At 65.3% G+C, this 17,532-nt stretch carries 17 protein-coding genes; 12 read left to right on the top strand and 5 right to left on the bottom strand.

Annotated features, from left to right (window positions below):
- Positions 1-197: 197 nt before the first annotated feature.
- Genes pgsA through GM910_RS20755 form a run of 3 tightly spaced genes read left to right on the top strand, consistent with a single transcriptional unit; the run spans position 198 to position 1,542 of the window.
- Entirely contained in the window at positions 198-809 is a 612-nt protein-coding gene (gene pgsA / locus GM910_RS20765; protein ID WP_201285563.1) for a CDP-diacylglycerol--glycerol-3-phosphate 3-phosphatidyltransferase, read from the top strand.
- 5 nt (positions 810-814) lie between these two features.
- A complete protein-coding gene (gene moaD, locus GM910_RS20760; RefSeq protein WP_159590771.1) occupies positions 815-1,066 on the top strand; it encodes a molybdopterin converting factor subunit 1 in 252 nt (83 codons plus the stop codon).
- 2 nt (positions 1,067-1,068) lie between these two features.
- Entirely contained in the window at positions 1,069-1,542 is a 474-nt protein-coding gene (locus tag GM910_RS20755; RefSeq protein WP_159590769.1) for a molybdenum cofactor biosynthesis protein MoaE, read from the top strand.
- Between the two features lie 323 nt (positions 1,543-1,865).
- Here the strand turns inward: GM910_RS20755 and ndk are convergent, their stop codons facing one another.
- Both ndk and GM910_RS20745 read right to left on the bottom strand, forming a co-directional pair.
- A complete protein-coding gene (ndk, locus tag GM910_RS20750) occupies positions 1,866-2,288 on the bottom strand; it encodes a nucleoside-diphosphate kinase (protein WP_159590767.1) in 423 nt (140 codons plus the stop codon).
- 77 nt (positions 2,289-2,365) lie between these two features.
- Positions 2,366-3,058 carry a glutathione S-transferase family protein gene (locus GM910_RS20745; protein ID WP_159590765.1) on the bottom strand — a complete coding sequence of 231 codons (693 nt, stop codon included), beginning with the start codon at positions 3,056-3,058 and terminating at the stop codon, positions 2,366-2,368.
- Between the two features lie 158 nt (positions 3,059-3,216).
- On the opposite strand from GM910_RS20745, the gene GM910_RS20740 reads away from it, so the two are divergent.
- From GM910_RS20740 to GM910_RS20730, 3 genes are all read left to right on the top strand, one after another.
- On the top strand, positions 3,217-3,729 hold the full coding sequence (locus tag GM910_RS20740) for a DinB family protein (protein ID WP_159590763.1): 513 nt from the start codon (positions 3,217-3,219) through the stop codon (positions 3,727-3,729).
- A gap of 285 nt (positions 3,730-4,014) precedes the next feature.
- Entirely contained in the window at positions 4,015-5,892 is a 1,878-nt protein-coding gene (locus tag GM910_RS20735; RefSeq protein WP_159590761.1) for an ABC-F family ATP-binding cassette domain-containing protein, read from the top strand.
- Positions 5,889-6,590 (top strand): HAD family hydrolase, encoded by a 702-nt coding sequence (locus GM910_RS20730; RefSeq protein ID WP_159590759.1) that lies wholly within the window; start codon positions 5,889-5,891, stop codon positions 6,588-6,590. The genes GM910_RS20735 and GM910_RS20730 overlap by 4 nt, the downstream gene beginning before the upstream one ends.
- Positions 6,591-6,849: 259 nt before the next feature.
- Here GM910_RS20730 and GM910_RS20725 read toward each other — a convergent pair whose 3' ends face one another.
- Together GM910_RS20725 and GM910_RS20720 are read right to left on the bottom strand one after the other, a co-directional pair.
- Complete coding sequence (locus GM910_RS20725) at positions 6,850-7,296, bottom strand: DNA polymerase III subunit chi (RefSeq protein WP_159590757.1); 447 nt, start codon at positions 7,294-7,296, stop codon at positions 6,850-6,852.
- A 2-nt stretch (positions 7,297-7,298) separates the two neighbouring features.
- Positions 7,299-8,798, bottom strand: a complete 1,500-nt coding sequence (locus GM910_RS20720) for a leucyl aminopeptidase (RefSeq protein WP_159590755.1) — start codon at positions 8,796-8,798, stop codon at positions 7,299-7,301.
- 400 nt (positions 8,799-9,198) lie between these two features.
- On the opposite strand from GM910_RS20720, the gene lptF reads away from it, so the two are divergent.
- From lptF to rsmA, 6 genes are all read left to right on the top strand, one after another.
- A complete protein-coding gene (gene lptF, locus GM910_RS20715; RefSeq protein ID WP_159590753.1) occupies positions 9,199-10,380 on the top strand; it encodes an LPS export ABC transporter permease LptF in 1,182 nt (393 codons plus the stop codon).
- Positions 10,377-11,462 carry an LPS export ABC transporter permease LptG gene (gene lptG / locus GM910_RS20710; protein WP_159590751.1) on the top strand — a complete coding sequence of 362 codons (1,086 nt, stop codon included), beginning with the start codon at positions 10,377-10,379 and terminating at the stop codon, positions 11,460-11,462. The genes lptF and lptG overlap by 4 nt, the downstream gene beginning before the upstream one ends.
- Positions 11,463-11,623: 161 nt before the next feature.
- The gene (locus tag GM910_RS20705; RefSeq protein ID WP_159590873.1) at positions 11,624-13,834 is read left to right on the top strand and encodes an LPS-assembly protein LptD; all 2,211 of its coding nucleotides are present in this window, start codon (positions 11,624-11,626) and stop codon (positions 13,832-13,834) included.
- Between the two features lie 81 nt (positions 13,835-13,915).
- Positions 13,916-14,869, top strand: coding sequence for a peptidylprolyl isomerase (locus tag GM910_RS20700; protein ID WP_159590749.1), 954 nt, complete (start codon positions 13,916-13,918; stop codon positions 14,867-14,869).
- A gap of 25 nt (positions 14,870-14,894) precedes the next feature.
- Entirely contained in the window at positions 14,895-15,923 is a 1,029-nt protein-coding gene (gene pdxA / locus GM910_RS20695) for a 4-hydroxythreonine-4-phosphate dehydrogenase PdxA (RefSeq protein WP_159590747.1), read from the top strand.
- Positions 15,920-16,747: a 16S rRNA (adenine(1518)-N(6)/adenine(1519)-N(6))-dimethyltransferase RsmA gene (gene rsmA / locus GM910_RS20690; RefSeq protein ID WP_159590745.1), complete on the top strand. Its 828-nt coding sequence runs from the start codon at positions 15,920-15,922 to the stop codon at positions 16,745-16,747. Before pdxA ends, rsmA begins: the two co-directional genes overlap by 4 nt.
- A 124-nt stretch (positions 16,748-16,871) precedes the next feature.
- Here the strand turns inward: rsmA and gmk are convergent, their stop codons facing one another.
- Positions 16,872-17,528 (bottom strand): guanylate kinase, encoded by a 657-nt coding sequence (gene gmk / locus GM910_RS20685; protein ID WP_159590743.1) that lies wholly within the window; start codon positions 17,526-17,528, stop codon positions 16,872-16,874.
- Between the last annotated feature and the right edge of the window lie 4 nt (positions 17,529-17,532).

Below are 17,532 nucleotides of genomic sequence, written 5' to 3'. Positions count from 1 at the left end.
TGCTTTACCGAGCGAAGGCCCCGCCCATATGTCAGCTAGTGGTCTGACCCAAACAGATGGTACCCATCTGTTTGGAAAAGTCAGCCCACAAGCTAATAATCCGGTGGGGCGATTTGTCCTGACAGATGGGTGCCATCTGTCAGGACAAATCGCCCCACTAGACCGCACACTACGGCGTCTGATTTGAAAGGCCATCCATGAGCCAGCAATCCATGCAACAGCCGCAAAGCGCATTCAATCTGCCCAACCTGCTCACCTATGCGCGCATCATGGCGGTGCCGCTGATCGTCCTGTGCTTTTTCCTCGAAGGGCGGCTGCAGTCGAGCGACTTCGCGCGCTGGACGGCGCTCGGCATCTTCCTGGCGGCCAGCATCACCGACTATCTCGACGGGTATCTCGCCCGCACCTGGCAGCAGACCTCGAATATCGGCAAGATGCTGGACCCGATCGCCGACAAGCTTCTGGTGGCCACCTGCCTTCTGCTTCTGGCCGCCGACACGGACCGCACCATCGCCGGATGGACGCTGTGGGCGGCGATCATCATCCTGTGCCGGGAGATCCTCGTCTCGGGATTGCGCGAATATCTGGCCGCGCTCAAGGTGAGCGTGCCGGTGACGCAACTTGCCAAATGGAAGACGACCATCCAGATGCTGGCGATCGGCTTCCTGCTTGCCGGCCCCGCCGGCGACAAGGTGGTGCCCTATACGACCGAGACCGGCATTGCGCTTTTATGGTTCTCGGCGCTGGTGACGCTTTACACCGGATATGATTATTTCCGTGCCGGGCTGAAGCATATCATCGAGGAATAACGGCCATGAAACTCGTCTATTTCGCATGGGTGCGCGAGCGCATCGGCCGGGAGATCGAGACGGTGGCCCTGCCGCAAGAGGTGGAGACGGTGACCGATCTCCTGACCTGGCTGAAGGGGCGCGGCGACGGCTATGCGGCGGCGCTGGAGTATCCGGAGGTGATCCGCGTCGCGGTCGACCACGAGCATGTGGAGCACGAGGCCAAGCTGCCGGCCGACGGCGAGGTGGCGCTGTTCCCGCCGATGACGGGAGGCTGACCGTGGCGGAGCGCTGCCAGCCCCTCGTGCGCGTTGAGGCCGAGGATTTCGACATCGCCGCCGAGATCGACCGGCTGACGGCGGGGCGTAAGGACGTCGGCGCGGTGGTGACCTTCACCGGGCGCTGCCGCGATGAGAGCGGGCGGCTCGCCGCGCTTGAACTCGAACACTATCCCGGCATGGCCGAGGCCGAGATCGGCCGCATCGCGGATGAGGCGGTGGAGCGCTGGCCGCTCACCGGGCTTACCGTCATCCACCGCTTCGGCAAGCTCCGGCCGGGCGAGAACATCGTCCTGGTGGTGGCGGCGTCGACGCACCGCAAGGCGGCGCTGGAAGCGGCGGATTTCCTCATGGACTACCTGAAATCCCGCGCGCCCTTCTGGAAGAAGGAGCATCCGGCCGGTGGCGAGGAAGGCCGCTGGGTGGAGGCGAAGACGGAGGACGAGAAGGCGCTTGGGCGCTGGGGGAAGGTTTGACGGGAGGCGCCGAGCGCTGCCCTCGTCATCCCGGAAAGCCGAAGGCTTGTCCGGGACCCATTCCGTGACTCGCCCACCATCCGGAATGGGTCCCGGACAGCCTCCGCTATCGCTCCGGCTTCCGGGATGACGCGCGTCGCGTGGGGTGAGGTGGCTGCCTTTCCACCCTCGTCGTCCGTGGTCCCCAGGTTTAACCCGAGGATGACCCGAGGACCCATGCCTGAACGGTCAAGCCGGCAAAACGCTCAAATAAAAAGCCGGAGGCGTGCCTCCGGCTTCTCGAATCTTCTCAACCGCTTGCAGCCGAAAGCTGCAAGATCGATTCAGCCGACCAGCTCGACGTCGGAGAACCAGTAGCGGATTTCCTCGGCCGCCGTCTCCGGCGCGTCGGAGCCGTGGACGGAGTTCTCGCCGATGGAGTTGGCATAGAGCTTGCGGATGGTGCCCTCGGCGGCATCGGCCGGGTTGGTGGCGCCCATGATCTCGCGGTTCAAGGCGATGGCGTTCTCGCCTTCCAGCACCTGCACCACGGTGGGGCCGGAGGACATGAAGGCGCACAGCTCGCCGAAGAAGGGCCGCTCCTTGTGGACGGCGTAGAAACCTTCGGCCTGGTGGCGGCTCATCCACACGCGCTTGGAGGCGACGACCTTGAGGCCCGCGTCTTCGAACATCTTGGTGATGGCGCCGGTCAGGTTGCGTGCCGTGGCGTCCGGCTTGATCATGGAGAAGGTGCGTTCAATCGCCATTTCAGGTCCTTGCGTTTAAGGGGAAAGAATTGAGATGGCGGGTCTATAGCGGTGCGGGAGGCCCGTGTGAAGAGCGATCACGCCGCGGCAGGCACGCCGCGGCCGAGGCCACTGTGAAGGTCGAGGCAGCGGGCGAACCACGCGGCCACCGGATCGTCTGGCGCCAGGAAGGGAAAGGGCGAGGCCACGCGCGCCCATTGCAGGGCGCCGGCGACGATGTAATCGGCAAAGAGCGGGCCTTCGCCGCCGATGAAGGGCTGGTGCTCGAAGAGCGTGCGCAGCGGCGCGAGGCTTGTGCGGAAGCCTTCGAGCTTCGCCTCGCGGCCGGCCGGCACCTCTTCCAGCACCTTGCCGAAGCGCGCCTCACGGCTTTCCCGGAAATAGGCCTGGTCGTTAGCGCCGAGCAGGCCATGGATATCCGTCAGCGCCGCCTCGCCGATGAAGGCGTGGAGCGTGAGCTGCGACCAGCGCTCGACGAAACGCGCCATCGCCTTGCCGCCCTCGCCTGCGAACAGCGTCGGCCGGTCCGGATAGGCTTCCTCCAGGTAAAGGGCGATGGCGAAGGAGTCCCTCACCACGCGGTCGCCGTCGCGGATGAGGGGCACGGTCCTTGTGGCGCCGTTCTCGATACCGGCGATCTCGGTGAAGCGGGTGGGAACGGCCTTGAAGGAAAGGCCCTTGTGGGCGAGCGCGAGCGCCACCTTCCAGCAATGCGGGCTGAAGGGGCGGCGCTCATCGCTTCCGACCAAGTCGTAGAGCAGGATCGTCATCGGTATCTCTCCATTCGGGCCTTCGGCTTACCGCGCACCGAGCGAAGGTTCCAATCGCTTTTTTGCAAGGCAAGGATGTATGGAATTGATAGGTGGCGGCGGGGAGGATGCGCTAATCATGGGGCACTGTAAGAGCGGGCCAAGAGCGGGGAAGCACCATGAAGCAACATTTCGAGATGATGGCGGCCTATAACCGGTGGGCGAACGGCCTCATCTACGAGGCCGCGGCCGATCTGAGCGAGGAAGATTATGCGCGCGACGTGGGCGCCTTCTTCAAGTCCATGAAGGGCACGCTCAACCACATTCTGGCGGCCGACCGCATCTGGATGAAGCGCTTCACCGGCAAGGGTGGGGCGCCGGCACGGCTCGACACGATCCTTCATCCGGCCCTGCCGGCGCTGAGACAGGCGCGCGAGGCGGAGGACGAGCGCATCGCCGACTGGATCGCCGGCCTTGACGAGGACGCGCTGCAAGGGCGGTTCACCTACATGACGGTCGTCAACCCGCGCACGATCTCGCAGCGCCTGGCACCGGCGCTGACGCATTTCTTCAACCACCAGACGCACCATCGCGGCCAGGCGCATATGATCCTGTCAGTGTTGGGGAAAGAGCCGCCGTCGCTGGATATGATCTATTTTCATAGGACGCCGGAAGGCAGGGGGTATGCCTGAGGGGGCGCTTGGGAGTTTGATAACTCGGCACCCGTCGCGTCGACCCCCCTCCGCCTGCCGGCACCTCCCCCGCAAGGGGGGAGGAAAGCCGTCGCGGCCGCCTTCACCAATCTCCACTGTTGCAGAAGCAGCGCCGGCGGCCGGCCTGCCTCCCCCCTTGCGGGGGAGGTGCCGGCAGGCGGAGGGGGGTCGACGCGACGGGTGCCGCCCTTTTAGGCGATTACTCTGCACTTCACCAGCAAGGGGCTTGCAAGTGGCGGCGGCCTCGTCCTAAACCCCGCGGTCATGCTTACGATCAACGACCTTTCATTACGCGTCGCCGGGCGGCTGCTCATCGAGCATGCCTCGCTCACCCTGCCGGCTGGCACCAAAGCGGGGCTTGTGGGCCGCAACGGCACCGGCAAGACGACGCTGTTCCGCGCGGTCACCGGCGAGCTTGCGCCGGAGACGGGCGCGGTCGGCCTGCCGAAGGGAACGCGCATCGGCCAGGTGGCGCAGGAGGCGCCGGGCACAGAAGAGCCGCTGATCGACATCGTGCTGAAGGCGGATGCCGAGCGCGAGCGCCTGATGCGCGAGGCCGAAACGGCTGAGGACCCGCACCGCATCGCCGAGATCCACGTGCGGCTTGCCGACATCGACGCCCATTCGGCGGAAGCGCGGGCAGCTTCCATCCTTTCCGGCCTCGGGTTCGATACGGAGGCGCAGAAGCGCCCGGCCTCCGCCTTCTCCGGCGGCTGGCGCATGCGCGTTGCACTTGCGGCGGTGCTGTTCGCCGAGCCGGACCTGCTTCTCCTCGACGAGCCGACCAACTATCTCGACCTTGAAGGCACGATGTGGCTGGAGAGCTACCTGATGCGCTATCCGCATACGGTGCTTCTCATCAGCCACGACCGTGACCTCTTGAACAATGCCGTTTCCTCGATCGTGCATCTGGAGCACAAGAAGCTCACCTTCTGGCGCGGCGGCTACGACCAGTTCGCCCGGCAGTATACGGAAAAGGCCGAGCTGCAGGAGAAGACGCGCGTCAAGCAGGAAGCGCAGCGCAAGCATATGGAGGCCTTCGTCGAACGCTTCCGCTACAAGGCCTCGAAGGCGAGGCAGGCGCAGTCGCGGCTCAAGGCGCTGGCGCGCATGCAGCCGATCGGCGCGGCGGTGAACGAGCATGTGCGGCCTTTCCGCTTTCCCAATCCGGCCAAGGCCGTCGCCTCCCCCATCGTCGCCCTCGAAGGCGGGGCCGTCGGCTACGAGCCGGGCAAGCCTGTCTTGAAGAACATGTCGCTGCGCATCGACGAGGACGACCGCATCGCCCTTCTCGGCTCCAACGGCAACGGCAAGTCCACCTTCGCCAAGCTGATCGCCGGCAGGCTCGGCCTCGAAAGGGGCACGATGACGCTGGCGCCGGGGCTGAAGGTGTCGATCTTCGCCCAGCACCAGCTCGAGGACCTTCGCCCCGACGAGAACGCGCACCAGCATGTGCGCCGGCTGATGCCGGACGCGCCGGAGGCCAAGGTCAGGGCGCGCGTTGCGCAGTTCGGCCTTTCGACGGAGAAGATGGACACGCCGGCGCGCGACCTTTCCGGCGGCGAGAAGGCGCGGCTTCTGATGGGGCTCGCCTCCTTCGAGGCGCCGCATCTTTTCATCCTCGACGAGCCGACCAACCACCTCGACATCGACAGCCGCGAGGCGCTGGTCGATGCGCTCAACACCTACGAGGGCGCGGTCATCCTCATCAGCCACGACCGGCACCTGATCGAAGCGTGCGCGGACCGCCTGTGGCTGGTCGGTGAGGGCACGGTGCGCCCCTACGAGGGCGACATGGAGGACTACCGCGCGCTGACCACCGGCGGGGCGAGCCGCAACCGCGAGAAGCGCGAGGCGGAAAAGGCTTCGAAAGCCGAGCGCCGGCGCGAAGCGGCGAGGCGCCGGGCCGAACTCGAGCCGCTGGCCAAGGAAATCAAGGCAACGGAAGGCCTGATCGAGCGTACGCGCAAGCGCCTCGAAGCCATCGAAGCGCAAATGGCCGACGCCGGCCTCTACGAGCGCGATCCGGGCAAGGCTTCCTCGCTCGCCAAGGAGCGCGCCGAGCTTGCGCGAACGATGGAGCGGCAGGAGGAGAAATGGCTGGCGCTCTCGGCGGAGTATGAGGGGGAGATGGCGGAATGAGCGCGATCGTCATCGGCTTCGACGCCGACGACACGCTGTGGCAGAACGAGCGCTTTTACCGGCTCACGGAAGCGCGCTTCGCCGAGCTTCTGGGCGATTATGCCGAGCCCGACCATCTTTCGGCGCGGCTTCTTGAGGCGGAGACGCGCAATCTCGGCAAGTACGGCTTCGGCATCAAGGGCTTTACCCTTTCGATGATCGAAACGGCGATCGAGGTCACCGAGGGGGGCGTGCCGGCGCAGACGATCAAGGGCATTCTGGAGGCGGGGCGCGAGATGCTCGACCACCCGGTCGAGCCATTGCCGCACGCCCGCGAGACGCTGGAGCGGCTTGCCGGGCAGTACCGCATCGTGCTGATCACCAAGGGCGACCTGTTCGACCAGGAGCGCAAGCTGGCGGCCTCGGGCCTCGGCGATTTCTTCGACGCGGTGGAGATCGTCAGCGACAAGAACCGTGCCGTCTACGAGCGCATCTTCGCGCAACATGGCGACGGCGCCGGCAAGGCCGTGATGGTGGGCAACTCGATGAGATCGGATGTGCTGCCGGTGATCGAGGCCGGCGGCTGGGGCGTGCTCGTGCCGCATGAATTGACCTGGGCGCACGAGCACGCGAAGGCGCCGGAAGGGGTGGAGCGCTTTCGGCAGATCAGGCATCTGGGGGAGTTGGAGGGGGTGCTTGGGGAGATTGGGCAGGGTTAGTCGGGGCTATATGGGTAGGCCGGCGCCCCTTCGCGCCCCCCTCTGTCCTGCCGGACATCTCCCCCACACGGGGGGAGATTGGCTGGCACGGTGACTTTCGCCAATCGGCAACGTTTCAAAATAGGCGCCGTAGCAAGCGGCAGGCGCAATCTCCCCCCGTGTGGGGGAGATGTCCGGCAGGACAGAGGGGGGCGCGAAGGAGCGCCGGCATCTCAATTCCGTCACCCGCCAAAGCCCCTCCTGCTTAAGCCACCCCCCTTCACCCCTTCCTCTCCCAGCGCCGGTCCGGGCCCTGCTGCCAGTAGGTGACGTCGTGGCCGGCGGCCTTCATGGCCTTCCACTGGGCACGGGCGGCGTCGAGTTGCGCCGTGTCGTGGCCGTCGAAGAGGAAGACGGCGCGCGCGTAGCCGTCGAGGGAGCCGGGCTCGGCACCGTCGACCAGGAAGCGGATCGTTGCGCCGTTCAGGTTGTCGGGGGTGGTGGTCAGGAGCACCGGCTGCTCGGCCGCGTTCGGCTCGCGGTCGGTGCCGTGCGGCACGAAGCTGTCGTCGCGGAAGGTCCACAGCCGGGCGTCAATGGCATCGCGGCGCTCCTCGCCGGCCGTCTGGACGGCGACCTTCCACCCCCGCTCCAGGCTCTTCTCCACGAGCGGGGGCAGCGCCTCTTCCAGCGTCGATTCGGTCAGGTGGTAGAAGAGGACCTCCACCCTCACCTCTCGTAGTGGTCGGCGACCAGCCGGTCGAGCAGGCGCACGCCGTAGCCCGAGGCCCAGGACTGGTTGATCTCGGAGGACGGCGAGGCCATGGCCGTGCCGGCGACGTCGAGATGCGCCCAGGGCGTGCCGTCGACGAAGCGCTTCAAGAACTGGGCGGCGGTGATGGAGCCGGCGTGGCGCCCGCCGGTGTTCTTCATATCGGCGTTCTTGGTGTCGATGAGCTTGTCGTATTCCTTGCCCATCGGCATGCGCCAGACCTTCTCACCCGTCACGGTTCCGGCCGCCGTCAGGCGCTCGGCAAGCGCGTCGTCGTTGGAGAACAGGCCGGCATGGCTGTTGCCCAGCGCAACCAGGATGGCGCCGGTCAGGGTCGCCAGATTGACCATGAACTGGGGCTTGAACTCCTCGTTGCAGTACCACAACAGGTCGGCCAAAACGAGGCGGCCTTCGGCGTCGGTGTTGATGATCTCGATCGTCTGGCCGGACATGGAGGTGACGATGTCGCCCGGCCGCTGCGCGTTGCCGTCGGGCATATTTTCGACAAGGCCGATGATGCCGACGGCGTTCACCTTGGCCTTGCGGGCGGCGAGCGCGTGCATGAGGCCGACGACGGTCGCCGCCCCTGCCATGTCACCCTTCATGTCCTCCATGCCGGCGGCCGGCTTGATGGAGATGCCGCCGGTATCGAAGACGACACCCTTGCCGATAAAGGCGACGGGCTTCTGCTTGGCCTTGCCGCCGTTCCAGCGCATGACCGCCATGCGCGGCGGGCGAACCGAGCCTTGCGCCACGCCCAGAAGCGCGCGCATGCCGAGCTTCTTCATCTCCTTCTCGGTGAGGATATCCACCTTGACGCCGAGCTCCTCCAGCTCCTTGGCGCGTGCCGCGAACTCCACCGGACCCAGCACGTTGGGCGGCTCGTTGACGAGGTCGCGGGCCAGAAGCACGCCGTCGCCCACGGAGGCCGCCTCTGCAAAGGCCTTTTTCGCGGCCGCCGGGTCGGCACACTGGATGGTGAACTTCACCGCTTTGCCGGCGGCGGGCTTCGGCGCGCCGTTCTCATCCTTGCGGGTCTTGTACTTGTCGAAGGTATAGGAACGCAGCACGACGCCGAGGGCGATCAGCGCCACGTCGCTGGCACTCGCCTCGGCGTCGGCGACCTCCGCGACGACCGTCACCTCGGTCGCGTTCCTGGCGGCGGCCGAAGCGGCGCCGCCGATCTTAAGCCAGGCCTGTTCATCGAGCGCATCCGCCTTGCCGGCGCCGACGGCGGCAAGACGGTCATAATCCGTGCCCTGCGGCGCCAGCGCCTCGACGCTTGCCGCCAGCTTACCGGAGAAATCCGCAGCTGCGAAAACCTTGGGCAGGATGTCGGCCGGGTCGCACGCCCTGGCTGCCTCGCCGAGCTTGCCGCCCTCCGGCGCCAATACGATGACACTGCCTTTCTTGGGCGCAGCGAATTTGGCGAAGGCGACGATCGGTTTGTCTGTCATGGAGCTTCCTGTCCGGTAGGGTTTGCGGGCTGGCGCGATCTTGGCGGTTTTAAGCGAATTGACAAGGGGGTGGAATGGGATAAGCCTCTAGACGATGCTTAGTGGTGGGATCCTGACAGATGGTAGCCATCTGTCAGGATCCCACCATCAGAGTAATAGCTTGTGGGCTGACTTTTCCAAACAGATGGGTAGCATCTGTTTGGGTCAGACCACCGGGGAGTGCGTGCAGGGAATCGTTAACCGCGTTCTTTTCCGCTTCGTTAGGCCTGTCCGCGACAGACTGGCACGGGGACAATCTCTGCCGAACCTTTCAAACCGGCGGGTCCGCGTTGTACCACCACGGCGTACGGGAGCCGTGCGCGCCATATAGTGGCCGTCAACACAGGTGACACATCTGCCGATGAAGGTGATCGAGCTCTACATCCTGCGGCGCACGCTGTCGATTTTCGCTGCTTCGCTGGCGTGGGTGCTTCTCATCGTGTGGACGACCCAGGTGCTCAACCGCATCGACCTGGTGACGAGCAGCGGGCAGTCGGCTGCGACCTTCTTCATCGCCGGCGCGCTGACGCTGCCGGCCGTCATCCCCATCGTCATGCCGTTTGCCATCGGCATCGCCGTCGCCCATACGCTGGCGACAATGAACGCGGATTCGGAGTTGGTGGTCATCAGCGCCGCAGGGGGCCCGCGCCTTACCGTCATCCGGCCGATCCTGCTGATCGCCATCGCCACCAGCATCGCCGCCTTCACCATCAACAACACGCTGGAGCCCTATTCGCGCCAGGCGCTGCGCCAGATCCTGGCCGGCGCGAATGCCGACCTGATCTCCACGGTCCTGCAGGAAGGCAGCTTTCAGAAGATGGACGACGGGGTGTTCGTGCAGATTTCCGAGCGCCTGCCGGACGGGCAACTGGGAGGCATCTTCGTCACTGATACCCGCGAAAAGGGCATGAAGCTGATTTACCACGCACGCCGCGGCCTGACGGTGGAGCGGGAGGGCGGCAGCATTCTCGTCATGCAGGACGGCGAGGTGCAGCGGCAATCCGGCAACGGCGACGTCTCGGTGATCCGCTTCGAGGCCTACGCCTTCGATCTGTCCCAGTTCACCCGTGGTTCGGATACGCCGACGCTTTACCGCAAGGACCATTATCTCACCTACCTTCTCAACCCCGATCCGAACGACAAGACCTTTGCAGCGAACCCGCAAAGCTATCGCGCCGAACTGCACAAGCGGTTTACCGACTGGCTCTATCCCATCGTCTTCGCGCTCATAGGCATCGCCGTGGCGGGCGATGCCCGCTCCTTCCGGGAGGCACGGGTGCATCCGATGATCACCACCCTGGCAATCGGCCTCCTGGTGCGCTGGATGGGCTTTTATGCCAATAACCAGGCGGAGACGAAGCCGTTCTTCTCCTTCGTCCTCTATGCCGCGCCCCTCGGCATGATCGCCGTCTGCGCCGGTTTCATCGCCACGAACCGCATGATGGAACTGCCGACGAGTTGGACGGAAAAACTGAACGAGCGTCTCCAGAGCGTTCGTGACGATCTTTCCCGGCGGTTCGGCCGGGCGCGGAGGCGCGCATGATCGGCAGAACGCTCGGCGGCTATTTCTTTCGCCGCTACACAGCCATCACGGTATGGAACTTCATCGGCATCGCCGCGCTCGTCTTCATCGTCACCTTCACCGAGATTGCCGGACGGGCGGGCGATCTCGAAGGCTACTCGGCGAAGTGGGCGCTGGGGCTTGCCGCCTTGCAACTGCCCATCATCATGCAGCAGGTCGTGCCCTTCGTCGGGCTGATCTCGGCAATGGCCACGCTTATCAGCCTCAACCGCAAATACGAATTGGTGGTCGCGCGCGCGGCCGGCATCTCCGCCTGGCAGTTCCTGACGCCGATCGCGCTCGGCGCCTTCATCTTCGGCTTGCTTGCGGTGCTCGTCCTGAACCCCATCGCGGCAGCCGGCTACTCCAGGGCGCAGACAGTCGAAGCCGAGGTGCGCGGCGCCAAGACCAGGGCAAACACGGGCAACGAGCGTTGGATCAAGCAGCGGACCGAATCAGGCGAGACGGTCATCGGCGCGGATGCCGCCCTTGAGGGTGGCACGGAGCTGGTGCGGCCGGTGTTCTTCATCATGGACCAGGAGGACCGGATCGTCGAAAGGCTGGACGCGCGCCGCGCATGGCTTCGTGATGGCCACTGGGAACTGAACGACGTCACCAGGCGGCGCGGCGGGAGCGCCCCGGAGACGCTGGAAACCGTAGACGTACCGACAAACCTTGAGTCCGAATTCGTCGGCCAACAGCTCTCACAGCCCGAAGCGGTATCGGTTTTCACGCTTCCGGCGAAGATCGAGGTGGCGCGCTCTTTTGGTTTGCGCGCCAATGCCTTCGCCATGCATTTTCATTCATTGGTGACGCTGCCTCCCCTCCTCGTGGCCATGACGCTGATCGCGGCGACGGTTTCCATGAGATTTGCACGGATGGGGCAATCGGTGACGGTGATTCTGGGTGGCGTCCTTGCCGGCTTTCTGCTTTATGTCGTTTCGGTTTTGGTCAAGGCGTTCGGCAGCGCCGGATTCGTGCCGCCCTTCGTGGCGGCGTGGGTGCCGGTGGTCGTAGCGATGTTTTTCGGAGTAACCTTCCTGTTGTTCAAGGAGGACGGCTAGTGGCGGGGGAAGCGGTGAAGGGGGGCCGCAAAGCCTCTCTCTTGGCGTGCCGGCGGCGCGCCAGGTTGGGCGTGGCGCTTGTCGCCCTTATCGCGACCGTCTCCGTCGCCGCCGCGCAGGTGGAGGGGTTCGATAGGAGCGAGTTGCCGCGGGACGCGCAGATGCTGCTGTCCGCCGATACGCTCGTCTACGACAACGACCGCAACACGATCAGCGCCGTCGGCGGCGTGCAGATCGAATATGCCGGCAATCGGCTGGTGGCCCAGCGCGTCACCTACGACCGCGCGACTTCGCGCGTAATCGCCAGCGGCAACGTCGAGATCATCGAGGAAGACGGCAACCGCATCTATGCCGACCAGATCGACGTCACCGACGATTTCAGCGAGGGTTTCGTCAACGCGCTCAGGGTGGAAACGGTCGACGAGACCTATTTCGCCGCGGAAAGCGCGGAGCGTTCGGGAAACAGGCTGACCACCTTCAACAAGGCCGTCTACACCGCCTGCGAACCCTGCGAGGAAAACCCGGACAGGCCGCCGCTGTGGCAGATCAAGGCAAAGAAGATCATCTGGGACGGAGAGGCCAAGACGGTGCGCTTCGAGCGCTCGCGTTTCGAGTTCTTCGGCGTGCCGATCGCCTTCCTGCCCTATTTCGAGATCGCCGATCCGACGGTGAAGCGCAAGTCCGGCTTCCTCATGCCCAGCATCAAGGGCGGCAGTGAATTGGGCTACGGGCTGACGGTGCCGTATTACCTGGCGCTGTCGCCGACCTACGATCTCACCGTAGCGGTTACCGGCTACACCAATCAGGGTTTCCTCGGCGAGGCCGAGTGGCGCCAGCAATTCGACAACGGTCAATACAACCTCAAGATTGCCGGCATCCACCAGCGGAGCCCCGAGGAATGGGGCACCAACAAGGTCGACCGCTTCGAGACCGGTCGCGGCATGATCGGCTCCACGGGCCGTTTCGATATCAATCCGCGCTGGGCCTTCGGCTGGGACGTATTGGCGCAAACGGACAAGAACTTCTCCAAAACCTACGGCATCGAGGGTTTCGCGGATTCGGTGCACCGCTCGGAGATCTATCTGACCGGCCTCAACGATCGCAATTATTTCGATTTGAGGGGCTATCACTTCCAGGTGCAGGAAAACCGGCTCGACAGCCATTCGCTTGCGCGCAATGACAAGCAGCCCTGGGTGGCGCCGAATCTCGACTATTCCTACACGCCCGACGAGCCGGTCGCCGGTGGCGAGTTGAACCTCGACGTCAACGTGCAGGCGCTGCACCGCAGCGAGGGCATGTACGGCACGAAGCTGCAGGGGCTGGAAGGCAATTCCGGGCGGCTGACGGCGGAAGCCGAGTGGAAGCGTTCCTTCGTGACCAGCATGGGGCTGGTGCTTACTCCCATGCTGCACGCCCGCGGCGACGGCATCTACAGCGACTTGTCGGCCGGCGCGGAAACGCGGATCAGCGACTTCACTATCGGCAACCAGGCGACGAACAGCGACATACGCTCCGCCTACTACAGGTCCATGGTGACCGCCGGCCTGGAGGCGCGCTGGCCGATCCTGTTCTCCACCGCCAGCGCCTCGCATGTTCTGGAGCCGATGGCGCAGATCTTCGTGCGGCCAGACGAACCCTATCACGACGATCTCGGCATCCCGAACGAGGACGCCCAATCGCTCGTCTTCGATGCCTCCACGCTGTTCGAACGCGACAAGTTCTCCGGATACGACCGCATCGAGGGCGGCACCAGGGCCAATCTCGGCATCCGCTATTCGGGCATGTTCGCGGGCGGCTGGACGGCCCACGGCCTGTTCGGCCAGTCCTATCATCTGGGCGGCGTGAACTCCTATGCCGCGCCCGACCTGGTGAACGCCGGCGCCTATTCGGGCCTAGACACGGATGTGTCCGACTATGTCGGCCTGATCGGCTTCACGGCGCCGAACGGCTTCTCCGCTTCCCTGGCGGGGCGTTTCGACCAAGAGACGTTCGAACTGCGCCGCACGGACGTGCGGGCGGGGGCCAGGCTGGGCCCGCTCAGCGTGAACGCGCAATACGCCTTCATCCAGAGCCAGCCGCTCTACGGCTTCAACGAAGATCGCCGGGAGATCGGCGGAAGCGCTTCGCTGCGCTTCAACGAAAACTGGCGTGGATTTGCGTCGGCGACCTACGATCTGGAAACCAACGTGCTCGTGAAAAACGCGTTCGGCTTCGCCTATGACGACGAGTGCTTCATCTATACGATGAGCTTCAGCCAGACGCGCAGTCGCACCACCGACGAGCCGGAGAACAAAATCGGTTTCACCATTGCGTTGCGTACGCTCGGTGAGTTCGGCAGCAGTACGGGCGCGCTCACGCAATTTTCGGAATAGAAGGATCGGCGATCCGTGCCACGGTTTTGCCTCTCGTGGCGCGTATGAAGGGAAAAGCCGAATTCGAATGGTCAGTATGTCATGAAGAATAGAGAAAAAATCCCGCTGGCGGGCAGGTCCCGCCTTCTGACGGCGGCGCTCCTGGCGGCGGCATTGTCGGCGGTTGCCATGGCGCCGACGGCCCCCGCAATGGCGGCGGAGATCCGCTATGTCGTCAACGACAAGGCGGTGACGAGCTACGATATCCAGCGCCGCGTCGCCCTTTTGCAGCTGATGCGGCGGAACGGCAATCTGAACGAGCTTGCCGAGCAGGAGATGATCGACCAGACACTGCGCCAGCAGGAGATAGAGCGGGTGCGGGTTCCCGTGACGGAGGAAATGGTCAACCAGTCCTACGCGGGCTTCGCCTCCTCCAACAATCTTTCGCAGGCGCAACTGGACCAGATCCTGGCTCAGTCGGGTGTGACGAAGGAACACTTCAAGGAGTTCATGCGCACGCAGATCGGGTGGGGCCGCCTGCTGCAGGCGCGCCAGCGCTCCGGGAATTCGCTGACCGAGCAGGACGTTGTGCACAGGATGCTGCAGCAGGGCGGACAGAAGCCGACGGCGACCGAGTACATGCTGCAGCGGGTGATCTTCGTCATCCCGTCCGCCGAGCGATCGCAGCTGCTTGCCAAGCGCAAGAGGGAGGCACAAGCCATGCGCGACCGCTTCCAGAGCTGCGATACGAGCATTCAGTTCGCCAAGGGGCTGATCGACGTAACCGTGCAGGACATGGGCCGCGTTTTGGCGCCGGAGCTGCCGGCGGAGTGGAAGGAACAGGTGCAGAGCACCAGCCCCGGCAGCGCCACGCCCGTGCGCGAGACGGAACGCGGCGTCGAGTTCATCGGCGTGTGCAGCGCGCGCGAGGTCTCGGACGATCACGTGGCGCAGATGGTTTTCCAGAGCGAGGAACAGAGCGACGGAACCGTCCAGCAGATGTCGGAGGAGCTGATGACGGAGCTGCGCGAGAAAGCGCGCATCGCCAAGCGCTGACGGCGCTCGAGGCTGCGGCTGTCTCGTGACCGGATCTGTCCCCTCCCCGCTGGCGCTGACGATCGGCGAGCCCGCCGGTATCGGGCCGGAGGTGTTGCTCGGCGCGTGGCTGGCGCGCGAGGCGTTGGGACTGCCGTCCTTCTACGTTCTGGGCGATCCGGCGCTGATCGCGGCGCGGGCGCGGCGGTTGGCGCTCGATGTCCCGCTCATCGAGGTTTCACCGGAGGATACGGCGGCGCATTTTGCGACCGCGCTTCCCGTGGTACCGCTGGAGAACAGGCTGGCCGATACGCCCGGCACGCCCTCCGGGGCCAACGCCGCCGGCGTGGTCGAGGCGATCACGCGCGCCGTGGAGGACACGCTTTCGGGCCGTGCGGCCGCCGTCGTGACCTGCCCCATCGCCAAGAAGCCGCTCTATGACGCGGGCTTCCGGTATCCCGGCCACACGGAATATCTCGGCCATCTGGCGGAAGAGGCGACCGGCAGGCCGGCCACCGCCATCATGATGCTGGCGGGGCCGGACCTGCGCACGGTGCCGGTGACGGTGCATCAGGCGCTGAGCGAGGTGGCCGGAAGCCTGACCCGGCAAGCGATCGAGACCGCGGGCGAGATCGTCGCCCGCGACCTCGTCGAGCGCTTCGCCGTCTCCTCCCCGCGGCTTGCCGTTTCCGGCCTCAACCCGCATGCGGGGGAAGGCGGCGCGATGGGCAGAGAGGATATCGACATCATCGCGCCGGCCATCGCGGCCCTGCGCGAAAAGGGCATCGACGCCTTTGGCCCGCTGCCGGCGGACACGATGTTCCATGCAGCGGCGCGGACGAACTATGACGCCGCCCTTTGCATGTATCACGACCAGGCGCTGATCCCGGTGAAGACGCTGGCCTTCGACGATACGGTGAACGTGACGCTGGGCCTCCCCTTCATCCGCACCTCGCCCGACCATGGCACCGCCTTCGACATCGCCGGAAAGGGCGTTGCCCGCCCCGACAGCCTGATCGCGGCCATCAAGCTCGCCCGGCGCCTTGCCGACAATGCGGAAAAGCGCGCACCATGACGATGGACGGGTTGCCGCCGCTGCGCGATGTCATCCGGCGGCACGGGCTCACGCCCAAGAAGGCGCTCGGCCAGAACTTCCTGCTCGACCTCAATCTGACACGCCGCATCGCCCGCACCGCAGGCCAGCTCGAGGATGCGACCGTCATCGAAGTGGGGCCGGGCCCCGGCGGGCTGACGCGGGCGCTCTTAAGCGAGGGGGCCTCGCGCGTGATCGCGATCGAGCGCGATGAACGCTGCATCGCGGCGCTGGAGGAGATCGCCGGGCATTATCCCGGCCGTCTGGAGATCGTGGCCGGCGATGCCCTGAAGACGGATTTCGCGGCCCTTGCGGCGGGTGCGGAGCCGGTGAAGATCGTCGCCAACCTGCCCTATAACATCGGCACGGAGCTGCTGATCCGCTGGCTGACGCCGGAGCGCTGGCCGCCTTTCTACGCATCCATGACGCTGATGTTCCAGCGCGAGGTGGCGGAGCGCATCGTCGCCCGCCCGGGCAGCGGCCATTACGGGCGGCTCGGCGTGCTCGCCGGCTGGCGAGGGCAAGCGCGGATCGCCTTCGACGTCCCTCCCCAGGCCTTCACCCCGCCCCCCAAGGTGACGTCGTCGGTGGTGCACATCGTGCCGCAGGCCGAGCCGCTGCCGGTCGAGGCGGGAAAGCTGGCGCGCGTGACGGAAGCCGCCTTCGGCCAGCGGCGCAAGATGCTGCGCCAGAGCCTGAAGAGCCTTGGCGGCGAAGCCCTGCTTGCGAAAACGGGGATCGACGGGACGCGGCGGGCGGAGACGCTCTCGGTCGAGGAATTCGTGGCGCTCGCGCGGTTGGTGTGAGGAGGCACCTTCCCCTCTCCCTTGCGGACAGGGCTATTGCATATGGGTCATTTTTACCGGCGAAGCCGAACAAAGACTCCTCCATATGCGACAGCCCTGCCCTTGCGGGGAAGGAAAGGGGCACCTACTCCGGCTTCTCCTCCAACAACCCAGCCACGAAGTCGAACAACCCCGGCAGGCGGTCGCGGCGGAGGCGTTCGGCGGTGATGATGGCGCGCACGCTTGAGAAGGCGCGGTCCAGATCGTCGTTGACGATGACGTAATCGTATTCCCGCCACTGCTCGATCTCGAAGCGGGCGTTCTTCAGCCGCGTCTCGATGACGTTCTGCGGATCCTCGGCACGGCGCTTCAGGCGCGCCAGCAATTCGTCCATCGTCGGCGGCAGGACGAAGATGGAGACGACATCGCCGCGCATCTTCTCGCGCAGCTGCGCCGCGCCCTGCCAGTCGATGTCGAACAGCATGTCGCGGCCTTCGGCGATCGCCTCCTCGACCGGCTTCTTCGGCGTGCCGTAGAGGTTTCCGTGGACCTCGGCCCACTCGAGGAGATCGTCGTTGTCGCGCAGCATCTCGAAGTCGCGCTGGGACTTGAAGTGATAGTGCACGCCCTCGATCTCGCTGCCGCGGCGCGGCCGCGTGGTCACGCTGACCGAGAGCTCGAAGCCCGGCACCTTTTCGAGGATCGTGCGGGCGATGGTGGACTTGCCGGCGCCGGACGGCGACGACAGGACAAGCATCAGGCCCCTGCGGCGGATGCCGTTGGATGAAAGGTCCGGTTTCATTGCC

It is taken from the genome of Chelativorans xinjiangensis, assembly GCF_009812055.1.
GTDB classification, from domain to species: domain Bacteria; phylum Pseudomonadota; class Alphaproteobacteria; order Rhizobiales; family Rhizobiaceae; genus Chelativorans; species Chelativorans xinjiangense.
The sequence above is the reverse complement of the archived record's forward strand: the minus strand, read 5'-3'. Positions and strand labels throughout refer to the sequence as shown.

What these genes read in the sequence shown, in the direction of transcription:
- GM910_RS20745 (WP_159590765.1), bottom strand. Translation starts at nt 3,058, where the DNA reads ATGACGATCCTGCTCTACGACTTGGTCGGAAGCGATGAGCGCCGCCCC.
- GM910_RS20730 (WP_159590759.1), top strand. Translation starts at nt 5,889, where the DNA reads ATGAGCGCGATCGTCATCGGCTTCGACGCCGACGACACGCTGTGGCAG.
- GM910_RS20735 (WP_159590761.1), top strand. Translation starts at nt 4,015, where the DNA reads ATGCTTACGATCAACGACCTTTCATTACGCGTCGCCGGGCGGCTGCTC.
- GM910_RS20705 (WP_159590873.1), top strand. Translation starts at nt 11,624, where the DNA reads ATGCTGCTGTCCGCCGATACGCTCGTCTACGACAACGACCGCAACACG.
- GM910_RS20740 (WP_159590763.1), top strand. Translation starts at nt 3,217, where the DNA reads ATGAAGCAACATTTCGAGATGATGGCGGCCTATAACCGGTGGGCGAAC.
- ndk (WP_159590767.1), bottom strand. Translation starts at nt 2,288, where the DNA reads ATGGCGATTGAACGCACCTTCTCCATGATCAAGCCGGACGCCACGGCA.
- pgsA (WP_201285563.1), top strand. Translation starts at nt 198, where the DNA reads ATGAGCCAGCAATCCATGCAACAGCCGCAAAGCGCATTCAATCTGCCC.
- GM910_RS20720 (WP_159590755.1), bottom strand. Translation starts at nt 8,798, where the DNA reads ATGACAGACAAACCGATCGTCGCCTTCGCCAAATTCGCTGCGCCCAAG.
- lptG (WP_159590751.1), top strand. Translation starts at nt 10,377, where the DNA reads ATGATCGGCAGAACGCTCGGCGGCTATTTCTTTCGCCGCTACACAGCC.
- gmk (WP_159590743.1), bottom strand. Translation starts at nt 17,528, where the DNA reads ATGAAACCGGACCTTTCATCCAACGGCATCCGCCGCAGGGGCCTGATG.
- GM910_RS20700 (WP_159590749.1), top strand. Translation starts at nt 13,916, where the DNA reads ATGAAGAATAGAGAAAAAATCCCGCTGGCGGGCAGGTCCCGCCTTCTG.
- rsmA (WP_159590745.1), top strand. Translation starts at nt 15,920, where the DNA reads ATGACGATGGACGGGTTGCCGCCGCTGCGCGATGTCATCCGGCGGCAC.
- lptF (WP_159590753.1), top strand. Translation starts at nt 9,199, where the DNA reads ATGAAGGTGATCGAGCTCTACATCCTGCGGCGCACGCTGTCGATTTTC.
- moaD (WP_159590771.1), top strand. Translation starts at nt 815, where the DNA reads ATGAAACTCGTCTATTTCGCATGGGTGCGCGAGCGCATCGGCCGGGAG.